Annotated in this window: 22 protein-coding genes and 1 pseudogene; 11 read left to right on the plus strand and 12 right to left on the minus strand. The window is 62.1% G+C overall.

The genetic code is table 11. The annotated features are described in order from the left end of the window. Positions 1-269 precede the first annotated feature (269 nt). The 8 genes from ACQ66M_RS16500 to arsH all read left to right on the plus strand — a co-directional run bounded on the left by ACQ66M_RS16500 (position 270) and on the right by arsH (position 6,534). Entirely contained in the window at positions 270-2,399 is a 2,130-nt protein-coding gene (locus tag ACQ66M_RS16500; protein ID WP_430405079.1) for a TonB-dependent receptor domain-containing protein, read from the plus strand. Continuing rightward, positions 2,399-2,776: a MerC domain-containing protein gene (locus ACQ66M_RS16505; RefSeq protein ID WP_350172376.1), complete on the plus strand. Its 378-nt coding sequence runs from the start codon at positions 2,399-2,401 to the stop codon at positions 2,774-2,776. The genes ACQ66M_RS16500 and ACQ66M_RS16505 overlap by 1 nt, the downstream gene beginning before the upstream one ends. An 83-nt stretch (positions 2,777-2,859) precedes the next feature. Next, positions 2,860-3,195, plus strand: coding sequence for an ArsR/SmtB family transcription factor (locus ACQ66M_RS16510; protein WP_350172378.1), 336 nt, complete (start codon positions 2,860-2,862; stop codon positions 3,193-3,195). 84 nt (positions 3,196-3,279) lie between these two features. Then, on the plus strand, positions 3,280-3,426 hold the full coding sequence (locus ACQ66M_RS16515) for a hypothetical protein (protein WP_350172380.1): 147 nt from the start codon (positions 3,280-3,282) through the stop codon (positions 3,424-3,426). An 11-nt stretch (positions 3,427-3,437) separates the two neighbouring features. Continuing rightward, positions 3,438-4,460 (plus strand): ACR3 family arsenite efflux transporter, encoded by a 1,023-nt coding sequence (arsB, locus tag ACQ66M_RS16520; protein ID WP_430405081.1) that lies wholly within the window; start codon positions 3,438-3,440, stop codon positions 4,458-4,460. Positions 4,461-4,472: 12 nt separating this feature from the next. Next, on the plus strand, positions 4,473-5,342 hold the full coding sequence (locus ACQ66M_RS16525; protein ID WP_430405083.1) for a VOC family protein: 870 nt from the start codon (positions 4,473-4,475) through the stop codon (positions 5,340-5,342). Continuing rightward, the gene (locus ACQ66M_RS16530; RefSeq protein ID WP_350172384.1) at positions 5,335-5,763 is read left to right on the plus strand and encodes an OsmC family protein; all 429 of its coding nucleotides are present in this window, start codon (positions 5,335-5,337) and stop codon (positions 5,761-5,763) included. Before ACQ66M_RS16525 ends, ACQ66M_RS16530 begins: the two co-directional genes overlap by 8 nt. A 51-nt stretch (positions 5,764-5,814) precedes the next feature. After that, positions 5,815-6,534, plus strand: a complete 720-nt coding sequence (gene arsH, locus ACQ66M_RS16535; protein WP_430405085.1) for an arsenical resistance protein ArsH — start codon at positions 5,815-5,817, stop codon at positions 6,532-6,534. 76 nt (positions 6,535-6,610) lie between these two features. On the opposite strand, the pseudogene ACQ66M_RS16540 reads toward arsH, so the two are convergent. The 3 genes and pseudogenes from ACQ66M_RS16540 to ACQ66M_RS16550 all read right to left on the minus strand — a co-directional run bounded on the left by ACQ66M_RS16540 (position 6,611) and on the right by ACQ66M_RS16550 (position 9,304). Continuing rightward, positions 6,611-7,041 (minus strand): annotated as a pseudogene (locus tag ACQ66M_RS16540) (RpiB/LacA/LacB family sugar-phosphate isomerase). 13 nt (positions 7,042-7,054) lie between these two features. Continuing rightward, a complete protein-coding gene (guaA, locus tag ACQ66M_RS16545) occupies positions 7,055-8,617 on the minus strand; it encodes a glutamine-hydrolyzing GMP synthase (RefSeq protein ID WP_430405087.1) in 1,563 nt (520 codons plus the stop codon). A 69-nt stretch (positions 8,618-8,686) separates the two neighbouring features. Continuing rightward, positions 8,687-9,304 carry a M15 family metallopeptidase gene (locus tag ACQ66M_RS16550; protein WP_350172392.1) on the minus strand — a complete coding sequence of 206 codons (618 nt, stop codon included), beginning with the start codon at positions 9,302-9,304 and terminating at the stop codon, positions 8,687-8,689. 140 nt (positions 9,305-9,444) lie between these two features. Here ACQ66M_RS16550 and ACQ66M_RS16555 point away from each other — a divergent pair, with 140 nt between their 5' ends. Then, on the plus strand, positions 9,445-10,509 hold the full coding sequence (locus ACQ66M_RS16555; RefSeq protein ID WP_350172394.1) for an aspartyl/asparaginyl beta-hydroxylase domain-containing protein: 1,065 nt from the start codon (positions 9,445-9,447) through the stop codon (positions 10,507-10,509). On the opposite strand, the gene ACQ66M_RS16560 is transcribed toward ACQ66M_RS16555, so the two are convergent. The 3 genes from ACQ66M_RS16560 to ACQ66M_RS16570 form a co-directional block, all read right to left on the minus strand. Then, entirely contained in the window at positions 10,506-10,964 is a 459-nt protein-coding gene (locus tag ACQ66M_RS16560) for a hypothetical protein (RefSeq protein WP_350172396.1), read from the minus strand. The genes ACQ66M_RS16555 and ACQ66M_RS16560 overlap by 4 nt on opposite strands. Next, positions 10,961-12,268: an RsmB/NOP family class I SAM-dependent RNA methyltransferase gene (locus ACQ66M_RS16565; protein ID WP_430405197.1), complete on the minus strand. Its 1,308-nt coding sequence runs from the start codon at positions 12,266-12,268 to the stop codon at positions 10,961-10,963. Before ACQ66M_RS16565 ends, ACQ66M_RS16560 begins: the two co-directional genes overlap by 4 nt. 83 nt (positions 12,269-12,351) lie before the next feature. After that, positions 12,352-13,254: an NAD(P)/FAD-dependent oxidoreductase gene (locus ACQ66M_RS16570; protein WP_430405089.1), complete on the minus strand. Its 903-nt coding sequence runs from the start codon at positions 13,252-13,254 to the stop codon at positions 12,352-12,354. Positions 13,255-13,383: 129 nt separating this feature from the next. Between ACQ66M_RS16570 and ACQ66M_RS16575 the strand changes: the two genes are divergently transcribed. After that, on the plus strand, positions 13,384-13,986 hold the full coding sequence (locus ACQ66M_RS16575) for a GNAT family N-acetyltransferase (RefSeq protein WP_350172400.1): 603 nt from the start codon (positions 13,384-13,386) through the stop codon (positions 13,984-13,986). A 5-nt stretch (positions 13,987-13,991) separates the two neighbouring features. On the opposite strand, the gene guaB is transcribed toward ACQ66M_RS16575, so the two are convergent. The 4 genes from guaB to ACQ66M_RS16595 form a co-directional block, all read right to left on the minus strand. After that, positions 13,992-15,449 carry an IMP dehydrogenase gene (gene guaB / locus ACQ66M_RS16580; protein WP_350172402.1) on the minus strand — a complete coding sequence of 486 codons (1,458 nt, stop codon included), beginning with the start codon at positions 15,447-15,449 and terminating at the stop codon, positions 13,992-13,994. A gap of 60 nt (positions 15,450-15,509) precedes the next feature. Further along, a complete protein-coding gene (locus ACQ66M_RS16585) occupies positions 15,510-16,247 on the minus strand; it encodes a hypothetical protein (RefSeq protein WP_430405091.1) in 738 nt (245 codons plus the stop codon). A gap of 111 nt (positions 16,248-16,358) precedes the next feature. Beyond that, the gene (locus ACQ66M_RS16590; RefSeq protein ID WP_350172406.1) at positions 16,359-16,778 is read right to left on the minus strand and encodes a hypothetical protein; all 420 of its coding nucleotides are present in this window, start codon (positions 16,776-16,778) and stop codon (positions 16,359-16,361) included. Further along, entirely contained in the window at positions 16,775-17,182 is a 408-nt protein-coding gene (locus ACQ66M_RS16595; protein ID WP_350172408.1) for a GFA family protein, read from the minus strand. The genes ACQ66M_RS16590 and ACQ66M_RS16595 overlap by 4 nt, the downstream gene beginning before the upstream one ends. A 117-nt stretch (positions 17,183-17,299) precedes the next feature. Between ACQ66M_RS16595 and ACQ66M_RS16600 the strand changes: the two genes are divergently transcribed. Beyond that, positions 17,300-17,509: a dodecin gene (locus ACQ66M_RS16600; protein WP_350172410.1), complete on the plus strand. Its 210-nt coding sequence runs from the start codon at positions 17,300-17,302 to the stop codon at positions 17,507-17,509. 26 nt (positions 17,510-17,535) lie between these two features. Here the strand turns inward: ACQ66M_RS16600 and ACQ66M_RS16605 are convergent, their stop codons facing one another. Beyond that, positions 17,536-18,240: an RlmE family RNA methyltransferase gene (locus ACQ66M_RS16605; protein WP_350172412.1), complete on the minus strand. Its 705-nt coding sequence runs from the start codon at positions 18,238-18,240 to the stop codon at positions 17,536-17,538. Continuing rightward, a complete protein-coding gene (locus ACQ66M_RS16610) occupies positions 18,230-19,357 on the minus strand; it encodes a Ppx/GppA phosphatase family protein (RefSeq protein WP_350172414.1) in 1,128 nt (375 codons plus the stop codon). Before ACQ66M_RS16610 ends, ACQ66M_RS16605 begins: the two co-directional genes overlap by 11 nt. Positions 19,358-19,367 lie beyond the last annotated feature (10 nt).

Raw genomic sequence — 19,367 nt, forward strand, 5'->3', positions numbered from 1 at the left:
CCTGGTCTGATCGGTGGTTGGCACTCGCGACGGCGGACATTCGGCCTCCAATGCCATGACGACAGGCGCTAGAACGTACTCCTTTCGCGATGACGCCTGGTCCGAAAACGGCGGGTCTTCGTGCGACCCCACGCCATGAATGCAAGTGGCGTGTTGCCCTCAGGTGACCCGAAAAACAACCAACAGCCCTCCACGTGAAAACCTCTTGCCAACTTTTGCCTTCCTTACTAATCAAATGTTATATCGTAACGAAACCGAAAGAGTATCTTATGTCCCGTTTCCTTCTCCTGGCGGTGGCCAGCGGACCGCTTTTGGCTGCAATGGCCCATGCACAACAGCTCGAAGACCAGGAATTGAGAGCCTCCCCTGTGATCGTCACCGCACCGGGCCCGGATCGCACGGCAGATGAGCTGATTGGCAATGCCACTGTAATCGAGCGTGAAGACGTCCTGGAAATGCTTGCCGGTTCGCTTGGCGACACGCTGGACCGCCAGCCCGGCGTGTCCACCACCTTTTTCGGTCAGGCCGCCAGCCGTCCGGTCCTGCGCGGCCTAGGCGCAGAACGTGTACAGGTACTGACCAATGGCATTGGCGTGATTGATGCCTCGGCGGCCTCGCCGGACCACCAGGTCGCCGCCGACGGCATTGATGCCGAACGGATCGAAATCCTGCGTGGATCGGCCGCGCTGGCCTATGGCGGTCAAGCCATTGGTGGTGTGGTGAATGTGATCGACGGACTGATCGTCGAAAGCCTCCCCCAGAAACCGGTCTCGGCCGAACTTTTCGGCGCCTATAACAGCGTCAATGAAGGGACGGAGCTGGCAGGCCGCGCGCAGTTCACCGGGGGCCCGCTGGTCTTCACGTTGTCGGCGTCCCAGCGCGATTTCGGTGACTTCGACATTCCGGATTTCGCAGAATCGTCCCGCTTCCGCGCTCTGGAGGAGGCCGAAGAAGCGGAACACGAGGGCGAAGAACACGAACATGACGAAGAGGCAGAAGCCCGCGATACGCTGGAAAATTCCTTTGCAGAAACACAGACCCTCGCCGCCGGCCTGAGCTGGATTGGCGACACGACCTTCCTTGGTATTGCCGTGCGCCAGCAGACAGCGGAGTACGGCCTGCCCGGTCACGGCGGGCACGAACATGGACATGACGAGGAGGAAGAAGGCGAAGATCATGAGGAAGAAGGGGAAGAATCCCCCTTCATCGACCTGGAACAGACCCGCGTGGACATACGCGGCGGCATCTCCGTCAATAATGGCTTCCTGACCGACATTGTCGCGACGCTGGCCATCGCCGATTACGATCACACCGAGTTCGAGGCGCCGGGTGAAGCCGGTACCGTTTACAAGTCCGAAGGTGTGGAGGGGCGCGTGGAATTCGGCCACACGCTTGGCGATTACAGCGGCGCCTTTGGCCTGCAATTCATCGACAAGGAACTCAGCGCTTTCGGCGACGAGGCTTTCATCACCCCGACAAAGACGCAAAGCATCGGCGCCTTTCTTTACGAGACCCGCGAATGGGGCAACGGACTGGGCGTCGAGGGCGGCCTGCGTATTGAAACCGTCGAGCTTGATAACACGATTTCCGGATCGGTCGATTTCGATCTTCTCAGCGGTTCTGTCGGCCTGCACCGGCATTTCGAAAGCGGCGTCTTTTTTGGCGGCCAGCTCTCCTACACAGAGCGTGCACCCAATGAGAGTGAGCTGTTCGCCTTTGGTCCGCACCTCGCCTCCGAACAGTTCGAAGTCGGCAACGCAGCGCTCGGAAAAGAAAGCGGTCTGAACCTTGAAGGCACAGCGCGCTGGCGCGGGGCGAATGGCGGCATCGGGATCAACCTCTTTGTCACCGAATTCAGCGACTTTGTCTTCCTGACACCTGGCCTCATCATTGAGGACGGTGTCGAGGTGGACGAAGCAGACGACCTGCCGGTCTTTGCCTTCGTTCAGGAGGATGCCAGCTTCATCGGCGGCGAGATCTATGCCGATTACACCTTTAAGAATGGCCTGCTCAGCGCCGATTGGACCTTCGATGCCAGTGTTGATTTTGTGAATGCAGATCTTGATAGCGGCGGCAATGTCCCCTTCATCCCGCCTGTCACCCTGAATGCCGGCGCAAGCGCGGACTGGGGTGCTTGGGAACTCGGCGCAGCCATCACTGTGGCTGGCGATCAGGATGATGCCGGTGCGGGCCAACTCCCGACAGACGGTTACACCACGCTCGACCTGCGGGCTGAAGTAGACCTGTCAGACTTCGGTTTTGGCGCTGATGGCACGGAAGCCTTCATTGAGGCGCGCAACGTCACTGACGAGGAAGTGCGTTATTCCACCTCCGTCCTGAAAGATGTCGCCCCTGCTCCAGGCCAGAACATCCGGGTCGGCATACGGGTGGCCTTCTGATGACTGCCCGTGCAGCCGCGATTGACGCCTCTGCCGTCACCCTGTCGGGCCTATGCCTGATTCACTGCATGGCGCTGCCCCTGCTTGCAGCTTTCCTCCCGGTCGCCGGGGTCTTCGCGGAAGCAGAATGGGTACACAAGGCGTTTGTCGCGGCTGCGCTTCCGGTGTCGGGATTCGCCATCGTGCGGAGCTGGAAATCGCGAGGCGGAACAGGCTTCACCTTGCTCGCGATTCTCGGTCTCACACTGCTCGTGTCAGCGGCCTTTGTCCCTGCCCTGCACGCTTATGAAACACCCCTCACGGTGACTGGCGCACTGCTTCTGGGATCAGCGCACATCTGGCGCTGGAACCGGCACGCTCGCACGCTCCAAGAGTGACGGGCCATGGTGAAGAGGCCATCCGGCATTTGCGTCATGCGAAAATCCTGTATGATTCAATGATTGCCTAGGACGCGCACCAGATGACCGACCTCACTGAAACACTGAAGCAACTTTCCGCCCTCTCCCAGGAAACGCGCCTCCTGGCCTTCCGGGCGCTCATGGAAGCCGGACAAGAGGGACTGCAGGCCGGAGCGATTGCCGAACATCTTGACCTTGCACCCAACAAGCTCTCTGGCCACCTCACAATTCTCGTCAATTCCGGCCTCGTCAGCGTTGAGCGCGATGGCCGGCGCATGATCTACCGCGCAGAAATCGACGCCGTGAATCGGTTGCTCTCAATGCTCGTGGAGAATTGTTGTCATGGACGACCTGACGTCTGTGCGCCACTTGCAGAACTGCGCGGAGTTTCCTGTTAAATCAATATTCGATGGAATGTTGAAATAAAGTGCGACCTCCTCTAGGACGTGACGTGTCGCGCATCCCTCGCGGCGGGGAGAGCCATGAAACGCGCTGCATTCACGCTATTTCTGCTGGCCGAAGTGACCGGCGCAGCCTCCGCGCCGCCCGCCTTCCGTTTGGAAGACGCTGGCAATGCACCAGACTGGCTGGCACGCCTTGGCTACACACAGCTTTCATTCAGTTTCTGAAGGATCACTTCATGGGAAATTTCGAACGCTATCTCTCTGTCTGGGTCGGGCTCTGCATCCTCGCAGGGATCGGGCTCGGCGTGCTCATACCCGGCGCGTTCCAGCAGCTTGCCGCGCTTGAATATGCCAACGTCAATTTTGCCGTCGCCATCCTGATCTGGGCCATGGTCTGGCCGATGATGATCGGGGTGGATTTCTCGGCGATGCGCCGGGTCGGCGAGAAGCCGAAAGGGCTTATCATCACGCTGGTCGTGAACTGGCTGATCAAGCCCTTCACCATGGCCGCGCTCGGCGTTCTCTTCTTCCGCCACGTCTTTGCCCCCTTCATCCCGGCCGAGGATGCCGAGGGCTATATCGCAGGCCTCATCCTTCTTGGCGCGGCCCCCTGCACGGCCATGGTCTTTGTCTGGTCCCAGCTGACAAAGGGAGATCCGAACTACACACTCGTGCAGGTCAGCGTGAACGATGCGATCATGGTCGTCGCTTTCGCGCCGATCGTTGCATTCCTCCTCGGCGTCACTGACATCGCCGTGCCCTGGGAAACATTGCTTCTCTCGGTCAGTCTCTATGTGGTCATACCGCTCATCGCAGGTGTCCTGACGCGCACGGCGCTGATGAAGCGTGGCGGCGAACCATCCATCACCGCCTTCACACAGCGCATCAAGCCACTCTCGGTCATCGGTCTGCTGGCAACCATCGTCCTCCTGTTCGGGTTCCAGAGTGAAACCATCGTCGCGAAGCCCTTCGTGATTGCCCTGATTGCGGTGCCCATCATTATCCAGTCCTACGGCATCTTCGCCATGGCCTACGCCGCCGCATGGGCCTGGAAGGTGCCGCACAAAATCGCGGCCCCCTGCGCCATGATCGGCACATCGAACTTCTTTGAGTTGGCCGTCGCGGTCGCCATCAGCCTGTTCGGGCTGAACTCCGGGGCGGCGCTGGCTACTGTCGTTGGTGTGCTTGTGGAAGTGCCGGTCATGCTATCCCTCGTCGCGTTCGCCAATCGCACACGCAATGCCTTCCCGGAAAACTAGAAGGAAACTCCCATGCGTCTCCTTTTCCTCTGCGTCGCCAACTCCGCCCGCAGCCAGATGGCCGAAGGGCTCGCCCGGCACCGTTTCGGCGACCGCGCCGAGGTCGCCAGCGCAGGTTCAAAGCCGACGAAGCCAAACCCCTACGCAATTGCGACCATGGCCGAGCGCAGCATCGACATCACCCGTCACACGTCGAAATCTGTCGATGGCATGAATGCCGGTGATTTCGACTATGTCATCACGCTCTGCGCCGAGGAAATCTGTCCTTGGCTGCCCGGCACGGCGAAGCGGCTTCATTGGCCAATCGATGATCCGGCGAGTGACGATCCGGGCCTCACGCCGGAAGACTTCCGCGCCAGGTTTGCAGGCGCACGCGACAAGATCGACATGCGGCTTGCCATCTTTGAAGCCCTCATGGATTTGCCAGCCGGACCAGAGGCGAAGGAATTCCACGCCAGCATCAGGGTCAGCGACCTGCCGGAAAGCACTCGCTTTGATGCCTGGCTTCTGGGAATGTGGCCGAAAGACTGGACGAATCGCTTTGCAACTTTCATCCGGCCAGATCTGAACCTGAACTTTGTCCTCCTGGTGACGGATGGAAAGACGCTCCATCATGACACGCTCTATCATCTGGGCATCGATGTCGGATCAAAGGCAGCCGTCATTGAAGCATATCAACGCGCGCTGAACCTCGGTGCACAGGTTCACAAGCCACCAAGAACCACGTGGCACGGAACGCCCTTGCACGAACTTTGGCTCCGCGACCCCGATGGGAACCTGATCGAGGTTTATGCCCGTCTGACGCCAGCCGAACACGATGAAATGCCAGAGAACAAGGCTGAATTCTTTCTGGTCGCAGGAACAGAGGCAGGTCATGCTTGAGTATTCAATCACCGCCAGCCGCATTGACGCACATGGCAGCGAAGCCCGCACCAAGGACGCCGTCCTGACACTCGACACCGATCTTTCAGGCCGGCCGGATGCCTTCAATCCGGCGGAACTGTTCCTTGCCTCAATCGCAGCCTGCATGCTGAAGGGCATTGAGCGCGTCACGCCCCTCCTCGATTTCGATTTGCGTGGCGTCTCCCTGACCCTGCGCGGCGTGCGCCAGGACGCGCCGCCGAAAATGCTGTCAGTCACCTATGAAATCACCGTGGAGACAGACGAGCCCGACGCCCGTCTTGATCTCCTGCACAAGAATGTCCGCAAGTATGGCACCATCTCGAACACAGTTGCCGAGGCGCTGGTTCTCGAAGGCGCGCTGGTCCGCAAGCCAGCTGCCACTGCCACCACGCCCCTCTAGCAGCCACCCGGCACAGCGCCCCTCTCAGGCGATAGAAAGACCTGCACACGCATGAACAAAACAGCTGATTGCCCCGCTCTCCATGAAGACAGCTTCCGCGAGATTGACCGCGACGCCCTCCTTGCACCGGCCATCAGAACGCACAAGCCGCGCATCCTGCTGCTTCATGGCTCCCTGCGCGCGCGCAGCTATTCACGGCTCGTAAACGAGGAAGCTGCGCGCATCCTGCAAAGGCTCGGCTGCGAAACGCGCAGCTTTGATCCGGTCGGCCTTCCACTCGCCGATGGGGCGGACGAGACGCATCCCAAAGTCGCTGAGCTGCGTGACCTTGTCATCTGGTCGGAAGGCATGGTCTGGTGCTCACCAGAACGCCATGGCGCCATGTCCGGCGTGATGAAGACCCAGATCGACTGGATACCGCTTTCGCTGGGCGGTGTCCGCCCGACCCAGGGCAAGACGCTCGCCGTGATGCAGGTCTGCGGTGGCTCGCAAAGTTTCAACGCCGTCAACCAGCTGCGCATTCTCGGGCGCTGGATGCGGCTCATCACCATCCCGAACCAGTCCTCGGTGGCCAAGGCCTTCCTGGAATTCGACGAGGCGGGACGGATGGCTCCGTCGCCCTATTACGATCGTATCGTCGATGTCATGGAAGAACTGGTGAAGTTCACCCTGCTGACGTGCGACCGCGCCGACTATCTCGTTGACCGCTATTCCGAACGCAAGGAAAGCCCGGCCGACCTTTCGAAACGGGTCAACCAGAAAAGCATCTGAGACCTTCCGCAAGGGCCCGGTCAACGCTGAATGCAGCCGCGATCAACGCCTCTGCCGTCGCCTTGCCCGGGCTGCGCTACCCCTCCAGCGCGCCGAACATGTCCACCCGCATCGCATGCCGCCCACCCTCGAACTGAGCGCTCAGGAACGCATCCACGATATCCAGCGCCAGCCCTTCGCCCACTACACGCGCACCGATGGACAGCATGTTGGCATCATTATGCTGGCGGATCATACGGGCTGAAAATGTATCGTCGCAGATCCCGCACCGGATGCCCTTCACCTTGTTCGCCGCCATCATGACGCCTTGCCCGGTACCGCACAGGATTATGCCAAACCGGCAATCACCTGTAGCGACGTTTCGCGCGGCTGCTTCCGTGTGCTCTTATGTGTCACCGGTCCGATATCGACCACGACCCAGCCTTGCGCCGCGATATGAGCAGCAATGGCTTGCCGGAGTTCTATTGCGGCGTGGTCGCTGGAGAGGACAATGCGGTTGGCGATCATGGAGAAGCCGACCCTATTCCCACTCGATCGTGCCTGGCGGCTTGCTTGTCACGTCATAGACGACGCGGTTCACGCCCTTTACTTCATTGATGATGCGTGTGGCGACGCGGCCGAGGAAGGCGTGCTCGAACGGATAATAGTCCGCAGTCATACCATCGGTTGATGTCACCGCCCGCAGCGCCAGAACGGCCTCATAGGTCCGCTCGTCGCCCATCACGCCCACGGTGTTCACCGGCAACAACACACTGAACGCCTGCCAGATTTCATCATACAGGCCTGCCTTCTTGATCTCGTCGATATAGATCAGGTCCGCCTTGCGCAGTGTGTCGGCTTTCTCGCGCGTGATGGCGCCAGGAATGCGGATCGCCAGGCCTGGTCCCGGGAACGGATGCCGCCCGACAAAGGCTTCCGGCAGGCCCAGCTCGCGGCCAAGTGCCCTCACCTCGTCCTTGAACAATTCCCGCAGCGGCTCCACCAGCTTCATGTTCATGCGTTCCGGCAGACCGCCGACATTATGGTGGCTCTTGATTGTCACGCTCGGACCGCCAAGGGCCGACACGCTCTCGATCACGTCCGGATATAGCGTACCCTGTGCCAGGAAGTCCGCCCCGCCGATCTTCTTGGCCTCGACCTCGAACACGTCGATGAACAGGCCGCCGATAATCTTGCGTTTTGTCTCCGGGTCCGACACGCCCTCCAGCTTGCCGAGGAACAGGTCTGACGCATCCACATGCACCAGTGGAATATTGTAATGCTCGCGGAACAGGCTCACCACCTGCTCGCTCTCATTCGCCCGCATCAGGCCGTGATCGACGTAGACGCAGGTCAGCTGCTCGCCGATCGCCTCATGTATCAGCACGGCCGCCACCGACGAATCGACGCCCCCCGACAGGCCGCAGATCACCTTGCCCTTGCCCACCTGGTTGCGGATCTTCTCGATCGCTTCGGCGCGATAGGCCGCCATCGTCCAATCGCCCTTCAGTCCCGCCACGCCATGCGTGAAATTGCGCAGGATCTGCGCGCCATGCGTCGTATGCACGACCTCCGGGTGGAACTGCGTGCCATAGAATTTCCGCTCAGGGTCCGCGATGATCGCATAGGGCGCGCCAGGCGATTTCGCGATCACGCCAAAACCCGGCGCCATTTCGGCAACGTGGTCGCCATGGCTCATCCAGACCTGCTCATGCTCGCCGCTCTCCAGCAGGCCCTCAAGGAACGGATCGTCCACCACTTTCTCAATAAAGGCCCGGCCGAACTCGCGGCTCGTGCCGCCCTCAACATGCCCGCCTAGCTGGTGCATCATCACCTGCTGGCCGTAGCAGATGCCCAGCACCGGAATACCCGCTTCGAAAATCGCCATGTCGGCCATCGGCGCATCATCCCAATACACGCTCGATGGCCCACCCGACAGGATCACGGCCTGGGGCCCGTAGGCTTCCAGAAAGGCCTTGTCGACCTTGTTGAACGGGTGGATTTCGCAATAGACGCCGCTTTCACGCAGGCGCCGGGCGATCAGTTGCGTCACCTGGCTGCCGAAGTCGACGATAAGGGCGCGTTCGTGTCTTTGCTCTGTCATGGCGCCGTTTAGCTGAGTCCCGCCGCCCACGGCAAGCCTGAATGGCCTGTCCGCAACGAAAACGTGGCATCAGACGTAGGATTCGCCAGCTTCGAACCGGTCACGGATTTCGGAAATCTTGTTGTACGGGCTTGCCACCTGATAATGCGGCGTATCAGGAAAACTCCGCCACGCGCCGCCCCATTCCAGCCCGTCCACCAGCGCGTGTCCCGCCAGGTCGCGATAGGCCTGGGCATCATGCGTCGCGTCGCCATTCATGTACCGGCCACCCTCGAATAAGGCGACATCCCAGGCGATGCCGAAATTATGGTTGCTCTGCCCGCCCTTGGCATTGGTCACTTTCGGCCCCGCCCGGCCCCAGCGGCCCCTGCGATAGAGCTCATCCTGCTCGGCATAGGTTCGCGTACCCGAAATGATCCGCGCGACAAAGGGAAAGGCGGTGGCCCGCTTCATGAATTCGCGCGCCAGATACTGGGCCCGGATGTGCAGCCCCAGGATATTGCCTTCCGAGCGCGTGTCGAATGCACCGAGTTCGTCGCGCAGGGCCGCGCTGGCCGCCAGAAAGGCCTGATCGGCCGCTGCCGTATTCGGCCCCCATATCCCGTCCAGCCCATTGGGATCGAATCCCGAAGCCTTCAGCAGGCGCTGGCGGAACAGCACCTCCGACTTGATCAGTTGATAGCTCATGCTGGTCCCCTCAGCGTCCCGGCCGTGCGAGTCGGCTGCTTCCACTATACATGATCGCGCCGCCATGGTCAGCCGCCCGGCCGGGCATGGTTCACGTCCCGCATCTTGACCTTACCAGCGGCATCCGGCCATGTCGTGGAATGACGCAGGCTCCCACCCTCGACGCGCGCAAACAGGCCGCATTCAACCACGCCCGCAACGGCCAGTTTGCGGACGCCGAAACCGCGCTGCAATCGGTATTGCGCGAGGCGCCGCGAGACCTTGGTGCCCTCCTCCTGCTCGGCGATGTCCAGCACGCCGCCGGCAAGACCCAGGATGCCAGCCGCGCCTATGGCGGTGCCATGCAGGTCGCCCAGATGCAGGCCGGGGCCCTTCCGGACGTCTTCAAGCCGGGTCTCCAGCGCGCGGCCACGCGCCTCGGCGAATATGCGGGCCAGTACGAAGCCTTCATCGCCGCGCAGATTCCACCAGAAGGCCGCTCGGCGCGCTTCAACCAGTCGGTTGGCATCCTGCTCGGCCAGTCCGGCATCTTCCTGCAGCAGCCGACGAAATACTATTTCCCCGAACTCCCCCAGATCCAGTTCTATGACCGCGCCGATTTCGACTGGGCCCCGGCCCTCGAATCGCAAACGCCCGCCATCCAGCAGGAACTGCGCGCCGTCCTTGCTGACCACGCCGCCTTCCGCCCCTATCTGGAGCGCGACGAAAGCCAGCCCCACGTCAAAAGCCACAATCTGGTCGGCAATGACGACTGGAGCGCCTTCTATCTCTGGAAGGATGGCGCGCGCGTTGAGGAAAATTGTGCCCGCTGTCCTGTCACGTCCGCCGCGTTCGAAGACCTCCCGCTGGACTACCTGCCCGGACAGGCACCCTCGGTCCTCTTCTCCCTGCTGAAACCCGGCGCGGCCATCCCGCCGCATCACGGCCTGATCAACACCCGCCTGATCTGCCACCTGCCGCTGCTTGTGCCTGGCCCCGCCTGGCTCCGTGTGGGCAATCAGACGCACCACTGGAAAGAGGGCGAACTCGTCATCTTCGACGACAGTATCGAGCATGAAGCAAAGAATGAGGCGAGCGAGACGCGCGTCGTCCTCCTGTTCGACATCTGGCGCCCCGAACTCTCCGTGCAGGAACGCGCGGAAGTCACCAAACTCCTCGGTGCCATCGCCCAATATTCCGGCGAGCCTGTTATCAGCGGCAACTAGTGTTCAGGCACTTCGGCCGGCCGGATCGCGCGGCCAGCGCTTGCCTCGATCCACTGGGCGAGCTCCGGGGTGATCAGAATCGTTACGTGTCCACTGCGCAGAGCGCGCAGCTCGCGATACGTCCAGAACAGCATCTTCCGCTCGCGCTGAACCAGGTCATCCAGCGGTATGGCGATGGGCGGCTGGAAAACGCCAAAGATGAACCAAGGCTTCACGATCAGCGTCCCGTTATCCACCGTCACGCCAAGACATGACCTGAACCGCACCAGAAACCAGCTCCGGTAGCCGATCGACGCGCTCTGGAAGGAACGCGATTCGCCCCCGATCTCGCCACGATAGCCATAGTCCCCAGCGAGTTCGTTCCAGCCTGACATCCGGCTCAACAGCCACAACACGCCGCACCAGATCGCGATGAACGCAACCGGGAACACCGTGAGGATGACGGTCAGATTCATCCCACGCGCCGCAACACGGCAAAGAAGAACCCGTCCGTGCCCGCCCGGCGCGGCGTCAGGCGCACGCTGCCGGTCGGCAGGCGGAAACGCTGCACGACGTTCGCGCCCTCATCCGTCAGCAGGCCTGAGGCAATCGCCGCCGCCGCCGCGTCTTCTTCTGTAAACTCCGGGTGCGTACTCAGGAATTCCGCCACGCGGTCCTCGTCCTCTTCCATCAGGAAGGAACAGGTCGCGTAGACCATACGCCCGCCCGGCTTCACGAATGCGGCCGCGCTGGCCAGGATCTCCGTCTGCTCGGCCATCCGCTTTTCCAGCTGGCCCTGTTTGACGCGCCACTTGGAATCCGGCCGGCGCCGCCATGTGCCTGTCCCCGTACACGGCGCATCCACGAACACGCAATCCATCAGCCCGGTCAGCGTGTCCAGCTGCACCGGTTCGCTCGGATGCACCAGCTGCACATTGGTCGCGCCTGACCGTTTCAGCCGCGGGATCAGCGCGCTGAGCCGCTTGCCGTCAATGTCATAGGCAAAGATCTGGCCCTTGCCGTTCATCTGAGCGGCCAGCGCAATCGTCTTGCCGCCACCGCCGGAACAATAATCCAGCACCTGTTCGCCTGGCTGGGCATTCGCCGCCGCGGCCGCAATCTGGCTGCCCGCATCTTGCACCTCGACCCAGCCCTTGGAATAGGCCGGGATGCTTTCCAGCGAGGCTTCGCGCTCGCTCGGGTCCTTCGCCGGAATGTGAAACGCCGTGTGCAGCAGCCGTGACGGCTCCGCATTGGCGCTCTTCAGCGGCACGGTCGCCTTCGCAGCGTCCACTTTCAGCGTGTTGACCCGCAGGTCCACATCCGCCCGCATCGCCATGGCCTGCGCTTCAGCCGCTGCGTCCGCGCCGAACACGCGGTCCATCATCGGTGTCATCCATTCGGGAAAATCGCCCGCAACATGCACGGGGACCTCCGCGTCAGGCGCGCCGGTCAGCCGCGCGCGTTCGTCCGGCGTCAGGACGTCGGGGCCATGCTCGTCGCCTGTTGCCGCTTCGATTTGGTCAATATCCCAGCCCCAGGCAAAGGCGAGCGCGCCGAGGACCAGCGCACGCGGATGGTCGTCGCCCATCCGGGAAGCCAGCGAATTCTTCTTGCGCAGCGCGTCCAGCACCAGGCCGGACACCCAGGCCCGGTCCTTGCTACCGGCATAGCGGGCGCTCTTGCCCCAGTCGCGCATCGCCGTCTTGACCGGCTGGTGCCGGTCCAGGATGTCCGTCAGGACCACGATCGCCGCTGAAATCTTGCCGCCAGTACGCATTGAAACCATAGCCCTCTTTTGTCCTGCCGCGCAGGAAGGGCCCCTGTTACCCTCCAAAACCCCGGAGGGAAACCGTCAAAGGCTTAACGCGACAGCCAGCGTTCCGCCATGGCCTTCCCGCTGGTCACGGCATGACTGGCCAGCGGCCCTAGCGCCCAGTCGCCCCCGGCCATCACTGTGCCATCCGTATTTGCAGCGCAGGGCGCGCCCAAAGGGCTGGCCGTGCGCGCATAACGCCAGCGATGGCTCTGCATGTAGGCCGGTTGCTGCGACACGCCGGTCGCCGCCCGGAACATTTCCATCAGACGTCCTGCCGCCTCTGCCTTATCGAGCTCCAGCCACGTGGCCGACCATTCAGGCGTGGCATGAACCGTCCACCGTTCCGCCCCGGACTGGCCGGGCTTTGCCAGCATGGGAAGGGCCAGCCCTGCTGGAAATGGCAGGTCCATTGCCTTTTGCGCCATCCCTGTCGGGGCCTCAAAACCCAGCAACAGCGTCCAGACGGGCGCCATGGTCACGCCAGACAATCCGGCTGTCATCTCCGGCACAGTGCCCAGCAGGGCCAATGCCTGCGGCGCCGGCACCGCCAGGATCACGCCGTCGAACATGCCAGGGTCGGTCCCGTCAGAATCGCCCAGCTGCCATCCGCCCGCCACCCGCTCCAGACTGGCAATCTCTGTCTCCTTGCGTATGTCCAGCCCCTCCGCCAGTGGCCGCACCAGCGCGCTCGCCCCCGGCAATCCACTGCATCTGGCTGCTTGCGGGCCATCCGCCCAGACATGCCCGCCCAGCAGCGCCGCCAGTTCCTGCGGAACCCCCGGTGCGCCATGATCAATCGGGCCAAGCGCGGTCCGCCGCGTTGCCAGCCGGCCGCCAAGCCCCCGGCTCTTGTCGAACACCACCACCGCACATCCGGCATCGGCCAGCCGCCGCGCCGCGGTCAGTCCCGTCAGCCCCGCGCCGATAACCGCTACCCTACCCTGCATCCTGTCGCCCTTTTTTGCTACGGGGCAGGAGATAGGCCGCGCCCGTCACAAGTCCCGGTTTCTGTCGCACCAGGGCCATGCTAATCTGCCGGAAAGATACACAAAACAACCGACACATGGGGCGGAAACATGCAGGTAGACCTTTCCGGCGACGTGCGCGCCGCCACGCCAGCCGACTGGCGCCAGCTGGCCGACATCACGGCTGAAGCCTTCGCCGACGATCCGGTCAACAAATGGATCTTCGGCAACAGCCGCGCCATCAAGTCGGCCTTCACCGTGCTAGCCCGGGAAATCTATGCAAAACGCGGCGAATGCTACCTTGCGGGCAATGGCGGCGCGGCCATGTGGTGCACGTCGGACATGGACCGCAGCCTGTCCACGCTGCCCCTGCTCTCGCTTGCGGCCGGCGTCATGCGCTGGGGCGGGAAAGGCGCCGTCAAGCGCGCCATCACCGCTGGCGAAGTCATGGACGCCAACCACCCCCACGAACCGCACATGTACCTCTTCACCATCGGCACACGGAAGGCCGCGCGCGGCAAGGGCCTCGGCAAGGCCCTCATCCGCCCCGTGCTTGAGGCCTGCGACCGCGAAGGCCTGTCCGCCTATCTCGAAAACTCGAACCCCGACAATACCGGCTTTTACATGAGCCACGGCTTCGAACACATGAAACTGTTTGAAGTGGGCGAAGGCGCGCCGCCGCTGGAGGCGATGTGGCGAAAGCCGCGCATGTAATTCCCCTACCCCCGGCTCACCGAATAGTTGGGCGCTTCGCGTGTCATCATCACATCGTGCACATGGCTTTCCTGCAGGCCCGCGCCGGTGATCTGCACGAACTCGGCCTTCCTGTGCAGCTCGTCGATATCCTTCGCGCCAACATAGCCCATCGCCGCGCGCAAGCCGCCGACCATCTGGTGCACGATGGGTCCGACCGGCCCCTTGAACGGCACCTGGCCCTCAATGCCTTCCGGCACCAGTTTCTCCGCCGCCGCGTCCTTCTGGAAATAGCGGTCGGCCGAGCCCCGCGCCATCGCGCCCAGGCTGCCCATACCGCGATACGCCTTGTAGCTGCGTCCCTGGTACAGGAACACTTCGCCCGGCGCCTCTTCCGTTCCGGCAAACATGCTGCCCATCATGGCCGTCGCCGCGCCAGCGGCCAGCGCCTTGGCAAAGTCGCCCGAAAACTTGATGCCGCCATCGGCAATGATCGGGATGCCCGTCTTCTGCGCCACGTTGGCGCACTGTTCGATCGCCGTCAGCTGCGGCACGCCCACACCGGCCACGATCCGCGTCGTACAGATCGAGCCCGGCCCGATCCCCACCTTCACAGCGTCCGCCCCGGCATCGATCAGCGCCTTGGTGCCCTCGGCCGTGGCCACATTGCCTGCAATGATCTGCACCGAGTTCGAAATCTTCTTGGCCCGGCGCACGGCATCCGCCACGCTGATCGAATGGCCATGCGCCGTATCGATCACCACCGCGTCAACGCCCGCCTCGATCAGCGCCATTGTCCGCTCAAAGCCTGCGTCGCCCACGGTCGAGGCAGCGGCCACGCGCAGGCGTCCGGCAAAATCCTTGGCCGCGTTCGGGTTCACGGCGGCCTTGTCCATGTCCTTGACCGTCAGCAGGCCGATGCAGCGCCCGTCATTGTCGACAATGACCAGCCGTTCGATCCTGTGCTTGTGCAGCAGCGCACGGGATTCCGATGGCTCGGTGTCCATTTTCACGGTGACGATCTCGCGCGTCATCATGCTGGCGACGGTCTGGTTCAGGTCCTCGGCAAAGCGCGTATCGCGATTGGTGATGATGCCCACCACCTTGCCGCTATTCTCGACCACCGGAATGCCGGAAAACCCCGTGCGCGCCTTCAGTTCGCGCAGCTCGCCCAGCGTTGCCGTCGGCGCGATGGTCACGGGGTTCATCACCACCCCGCTCTCATATTTCTTCACCATGGCAACTTCGCCGGCCTGCTCCTCGACAGAGAGATTGCGGTGAATGACGCCAATGCCGCCCGCCTGCGCCATCGCGATGGCTAGCCTGGCTTCGGTCACGGTGTCCATCGCCGCCGAGATCAGCGGTATGTTCAGGCTGATTGACTTGGTCAGGAAGGTCGAGACGTTCACGTCAGCGGGTAAAACCTCGCTCGCGCCGGGCTGCAGCAGCACGTCGTCAAAGGTAATGGCTTGTCGGATTTTCATGTGGGGAGCTCCCTTTTTGGCCTAGTAAGGGAGTCGCAGGGGCTTGTGAAGTGGCCAATTTCAGACATTTCTGCGACGGCGATGGTGCCGCATGTTTCCGTTTGCATCTTCAAGGCTCTGCTTGGTCCGCTGCAGCAGATCAATCACATCATCCGGCACGGCGGCGGCATTCGTGCTATAGGGTCGCCATGCGTCGAATGCCGTCAGCAGTTCGCTCGCCACAGAATGGGAAATTACGCCATCATCCTCCAGCGCGAGGATGATCACCCGGTAATCGCGTTTTCCCAGGTTGCTGTATTTTCGCTTCTTGCGGCCGTCAGAGACATGATCGGCGGCGCGATCAACATATTCCTTGAGCGTGCCGATAATATCGGCTCCACCAATAAAATTGGCCTGCTTGCCGAAAAACGCACTGTCAGGTGCTCCCTGTTTACGCGCGTGTGCAGGTGCCGGTTGAGGCGCCACGGGCGCGGGCGCCATAGCAAGCTCCGAGGTCCCCTCGTCAGCCTCCATCAAATGGTCAAAGAAATCTGCGGGCACGTCCACATCCGCCGTGCGCAGGGCCGATTCCGTTCGCGCGGTTGCCCGTTCCTGTAACTCCTTGGTCAGGTCCTCACCAAGCTGGTTGTCGTCCACCTTCTCCGCGATACGCCCCACGCGCCGGTTCACGACAACGCCGATGGTCAACGTTGCGACTGCAATGATCAACTCGCTATTGGCCAGATCCCAGAATGTCAGGTCAGGCGGAATCCCGAGATAGTCTCGAACCAGTACTGCAATCGCTATCGCTCGCTCCACCGCGATCCCCCCCTGTCGATCACTTTTCAATCTAACAGAGGTCACCGCCTGCGGAAAGTTGGCACTGAACCCTCTGATTGACTTGTTCCCGTCCCGCCATCACGCCCTCAGTCAATCGACGCAGATCGCCCACTGGACCTTGCCCTCATCGACCTCGGCATAACAGCCGAACGGACTGTCGGTCGTCTGACAAATGCCGTCATCGGTCATCTGGTCCACGTCATCATCGGAATCCGGTGACAGCAGGCAGCGCCCCATGCAATCGGCCGCAGACATGCAGGACATCCCTGCGTCGGCATAGGTCTGCACGCACTGCTCATATCCCAGCATGCCGCCCGGCTCCACCGATCCGCCAGCGACTTCGCACCTGGCCGCCTCGGCGCGCGTGGCCCGCTTGCCCTTGAACGTGATCATTTCATACGCGCCAGTCATTGCGGGACCGGTCGTTTCCGGTGCCTGCCTGTCTGCGAAATACGTACAGCCCGATACAAAGAGCAGCCCGAATGCAAGGGCGATGCCCTGCCGGATCATCCGGGAAATCTCCCGAAAGCCGGAATGCCATCCGGGACATGGTGGAAACTCTGGGCATCATCCGTCTGCATGACCATTTGCGGCTGCCCGAAGACCGATGGATCGTCCAGAGTGCCGACTTTCACGATCACCGCGCCTGACAGGGCGGGTGAGCGGGTCAGGATTTGCGTACCGCATTCGGCGCAGAACTCGCGCGTTGCCGCGCCTTCCAGGCCTGCGCGCGTATAGGCTTTCGGCGCGCCCTTCACATATGAGAATCCGGCATCCGGAAACGCAATGAAGTCATTCGGCTGGCCGCCCGTGAAGTACTGGCATTCGCGGCAATGGCACTGCGCCTTCATCAGCGGTTCGCCCTCGACTTCATATCGCACTGCGCCGCAATAGCATCCGCCCGTAACGCTCATGTCCCTCTCCCTCGTTTTGACATCCAGTCTGGCCACAATGCCTGCCCGGCGCAAGCACGATCCGTATGGAACAGTTCAGGGCGATGTCCGTTGATCGAAAAGCAAAAGGAGAAAATCATGTCATCAGACACCTATGCCATCAGCAAGATCGTCGGCACATCAGAGAAATCCATCGAGGATGCCATCGAGGGCGCGCTGGCCACGGCCAGCAAGACGCTGCGCAGTCTCGACTGGTTCGAAGTCACCTCCACGCGCGGCTTCATCGAGAACAACAAGGTCAAGTATTATCAGGTGACGATCGAACTCGGCTTCAAATACGAAAGCTGATCGCTTTCCGCACGGCCTGGCCCGGCTCAGCCCTTGAATCCCTTGGCAATGACAAAGATTTCCGGGCTGCCTGACCGGCTTGCCGGTGGTTTGATATGCTTCACGCTCTTGAAGTTCGCCTTCAGCATTTCCAGAACGTCCCTAGTTGCGCCGCCCTGAAACACCTTGGAGCAAAACGCGCCGCCCGGCGCCAGATGCTCCACGGCGAACGCGACCGCCATTTCCACCAGCGCCACCGTGCGCAGGTGATCGGTCTGCTTGTGCCCGGTCGTATTGGCCGCCATATCTGACAGGACGAGATCCGGCTTGCCGGTCAGGCCTTTCAGCATGCGCGCCACATCGGCGGGTTCATTGACATCGCCCTGCACGATGTGCGCGCCGGCCACCGGCTCGACAGGCAAGAGGTCGATGCCGACCACTTCCGATGCGCCCTTGGCCACTGCCACCTGCAGCCAGCCCCCCGGTGCACACCCCAGGTCCACTACACGCTGGCCCCGCCGCAACAGGCCGACCTTCTCGTCAATCTCCAGCAATTTGTAGGCCGCCCGCGCCCGAAAGCCTTCATCCTTCGCCTTGCGCACATAGGGGTCCTGCAGCTGGCGCTCGATCCACTTTTTCGAACTCTCCGATTTTGCCTTGTGGGCAAACACCTTGCGCTCGTCCATCTGCCGGCCTGACGAGCCCTTGTCGCCCGTCGGGCCCTTCCAGCGGCGCTTTTCTTCATCCGACATCTGACGTGTCCTTCCGGCTGCCGGCCTGATTATCAGTCCCGCGACGTCCGCGCCGATTGCGGCGCCGCGTCTTTGGCTTCTTGGGCCCATACATCATCGACAGCAACAGGCCTTCGCGCAGTCCCCTGTCAGCCACGCGCAGCCGCCCGGCAGGAAACGCTTCCCACACGGCTTCCACGATGGCACAGCCCGACAGCATCAGGCCGGCCCGCTCCTCGCCAATCGTCGGCAGCTTGGTCCGCCCTTCGAGGCCCACGTCACGCAGCAATTGCACGGCAGCGGCGCTTTCTTCCCGGCTGAGCCAGGTTCCGTCCACCTTGTCGCGCCGGTAGCGATCGAGTTTGAGGTGCACACCAGCCAGGCAGGTGACAGTGCCGGACGTGCCGATCATGTGGGCCTCGTCGCCGCGCATGGCGGCGCGCACGTCTTCTATCCCGTCCCAGGTTTTGAGTGTCTGGCGGGCATGTTCGACCATTTGCGGATAGGATTCCATTTCATCGAGATGGGAAAAGGCTTCCGACAGGGTCACCACGCCCAGCGGCAGGCTGGTCCAGCCGAGAATGGGCGCCTTCTCCAGCAGGCCCTTGAATCCATTGTCACGGGCCGCCTCGGCATTCACCCAGGACAATTCGGTCGACCCGCCACCAATATCAACCACCAGAACGGACTTAGCCTGCGGTGCGATCAGGTCGTGGCAGCCAATCGTCGCCAGCCGCGCTTCTTCCTTGGCCCCGATGATCTTGAAGGTGAGGCCCGTTTCCTCATGCACCCGGCGAATGAACTCGGCGCCGTTCTCGGCCTTCCGGCAGGCTTCGGTCGCGATGCAGCGCACCCGGCCAACGCCATGCTGCTTCAGCTTCCTGCGTATGTTCTGCAGCGCGTCAATGGCCCGTTCAATGGCGGCATCCGACAGACGCCCGGTCTCGTGCAGGCCCTCACCCAGCCGGGCAATCTGGGAATGGGAATCGACCACGCGAAACGTCTTCCCGCGGGGTTCAGCGACCAGCAGGCGACAATTATTCGTTCCAAGGTCTACGGCCGCAAAAAGCGGTACCGTCTTTCCGTTGCGCGTGGCGCCCCGCTTGTTGCGGGCCCCGGGCGCTTTTTTTTCAGCCATGGTGTGGCCC

Source organism: Hyphomonas sp. (assembly GCF_965284475.1).
Classification (GTDB): domain Bacteria; phylum Pseudomonadota; class Alphaproteobacteria; order Caulobacterales; family Hyphomonadaceae; genus Hyphomonas.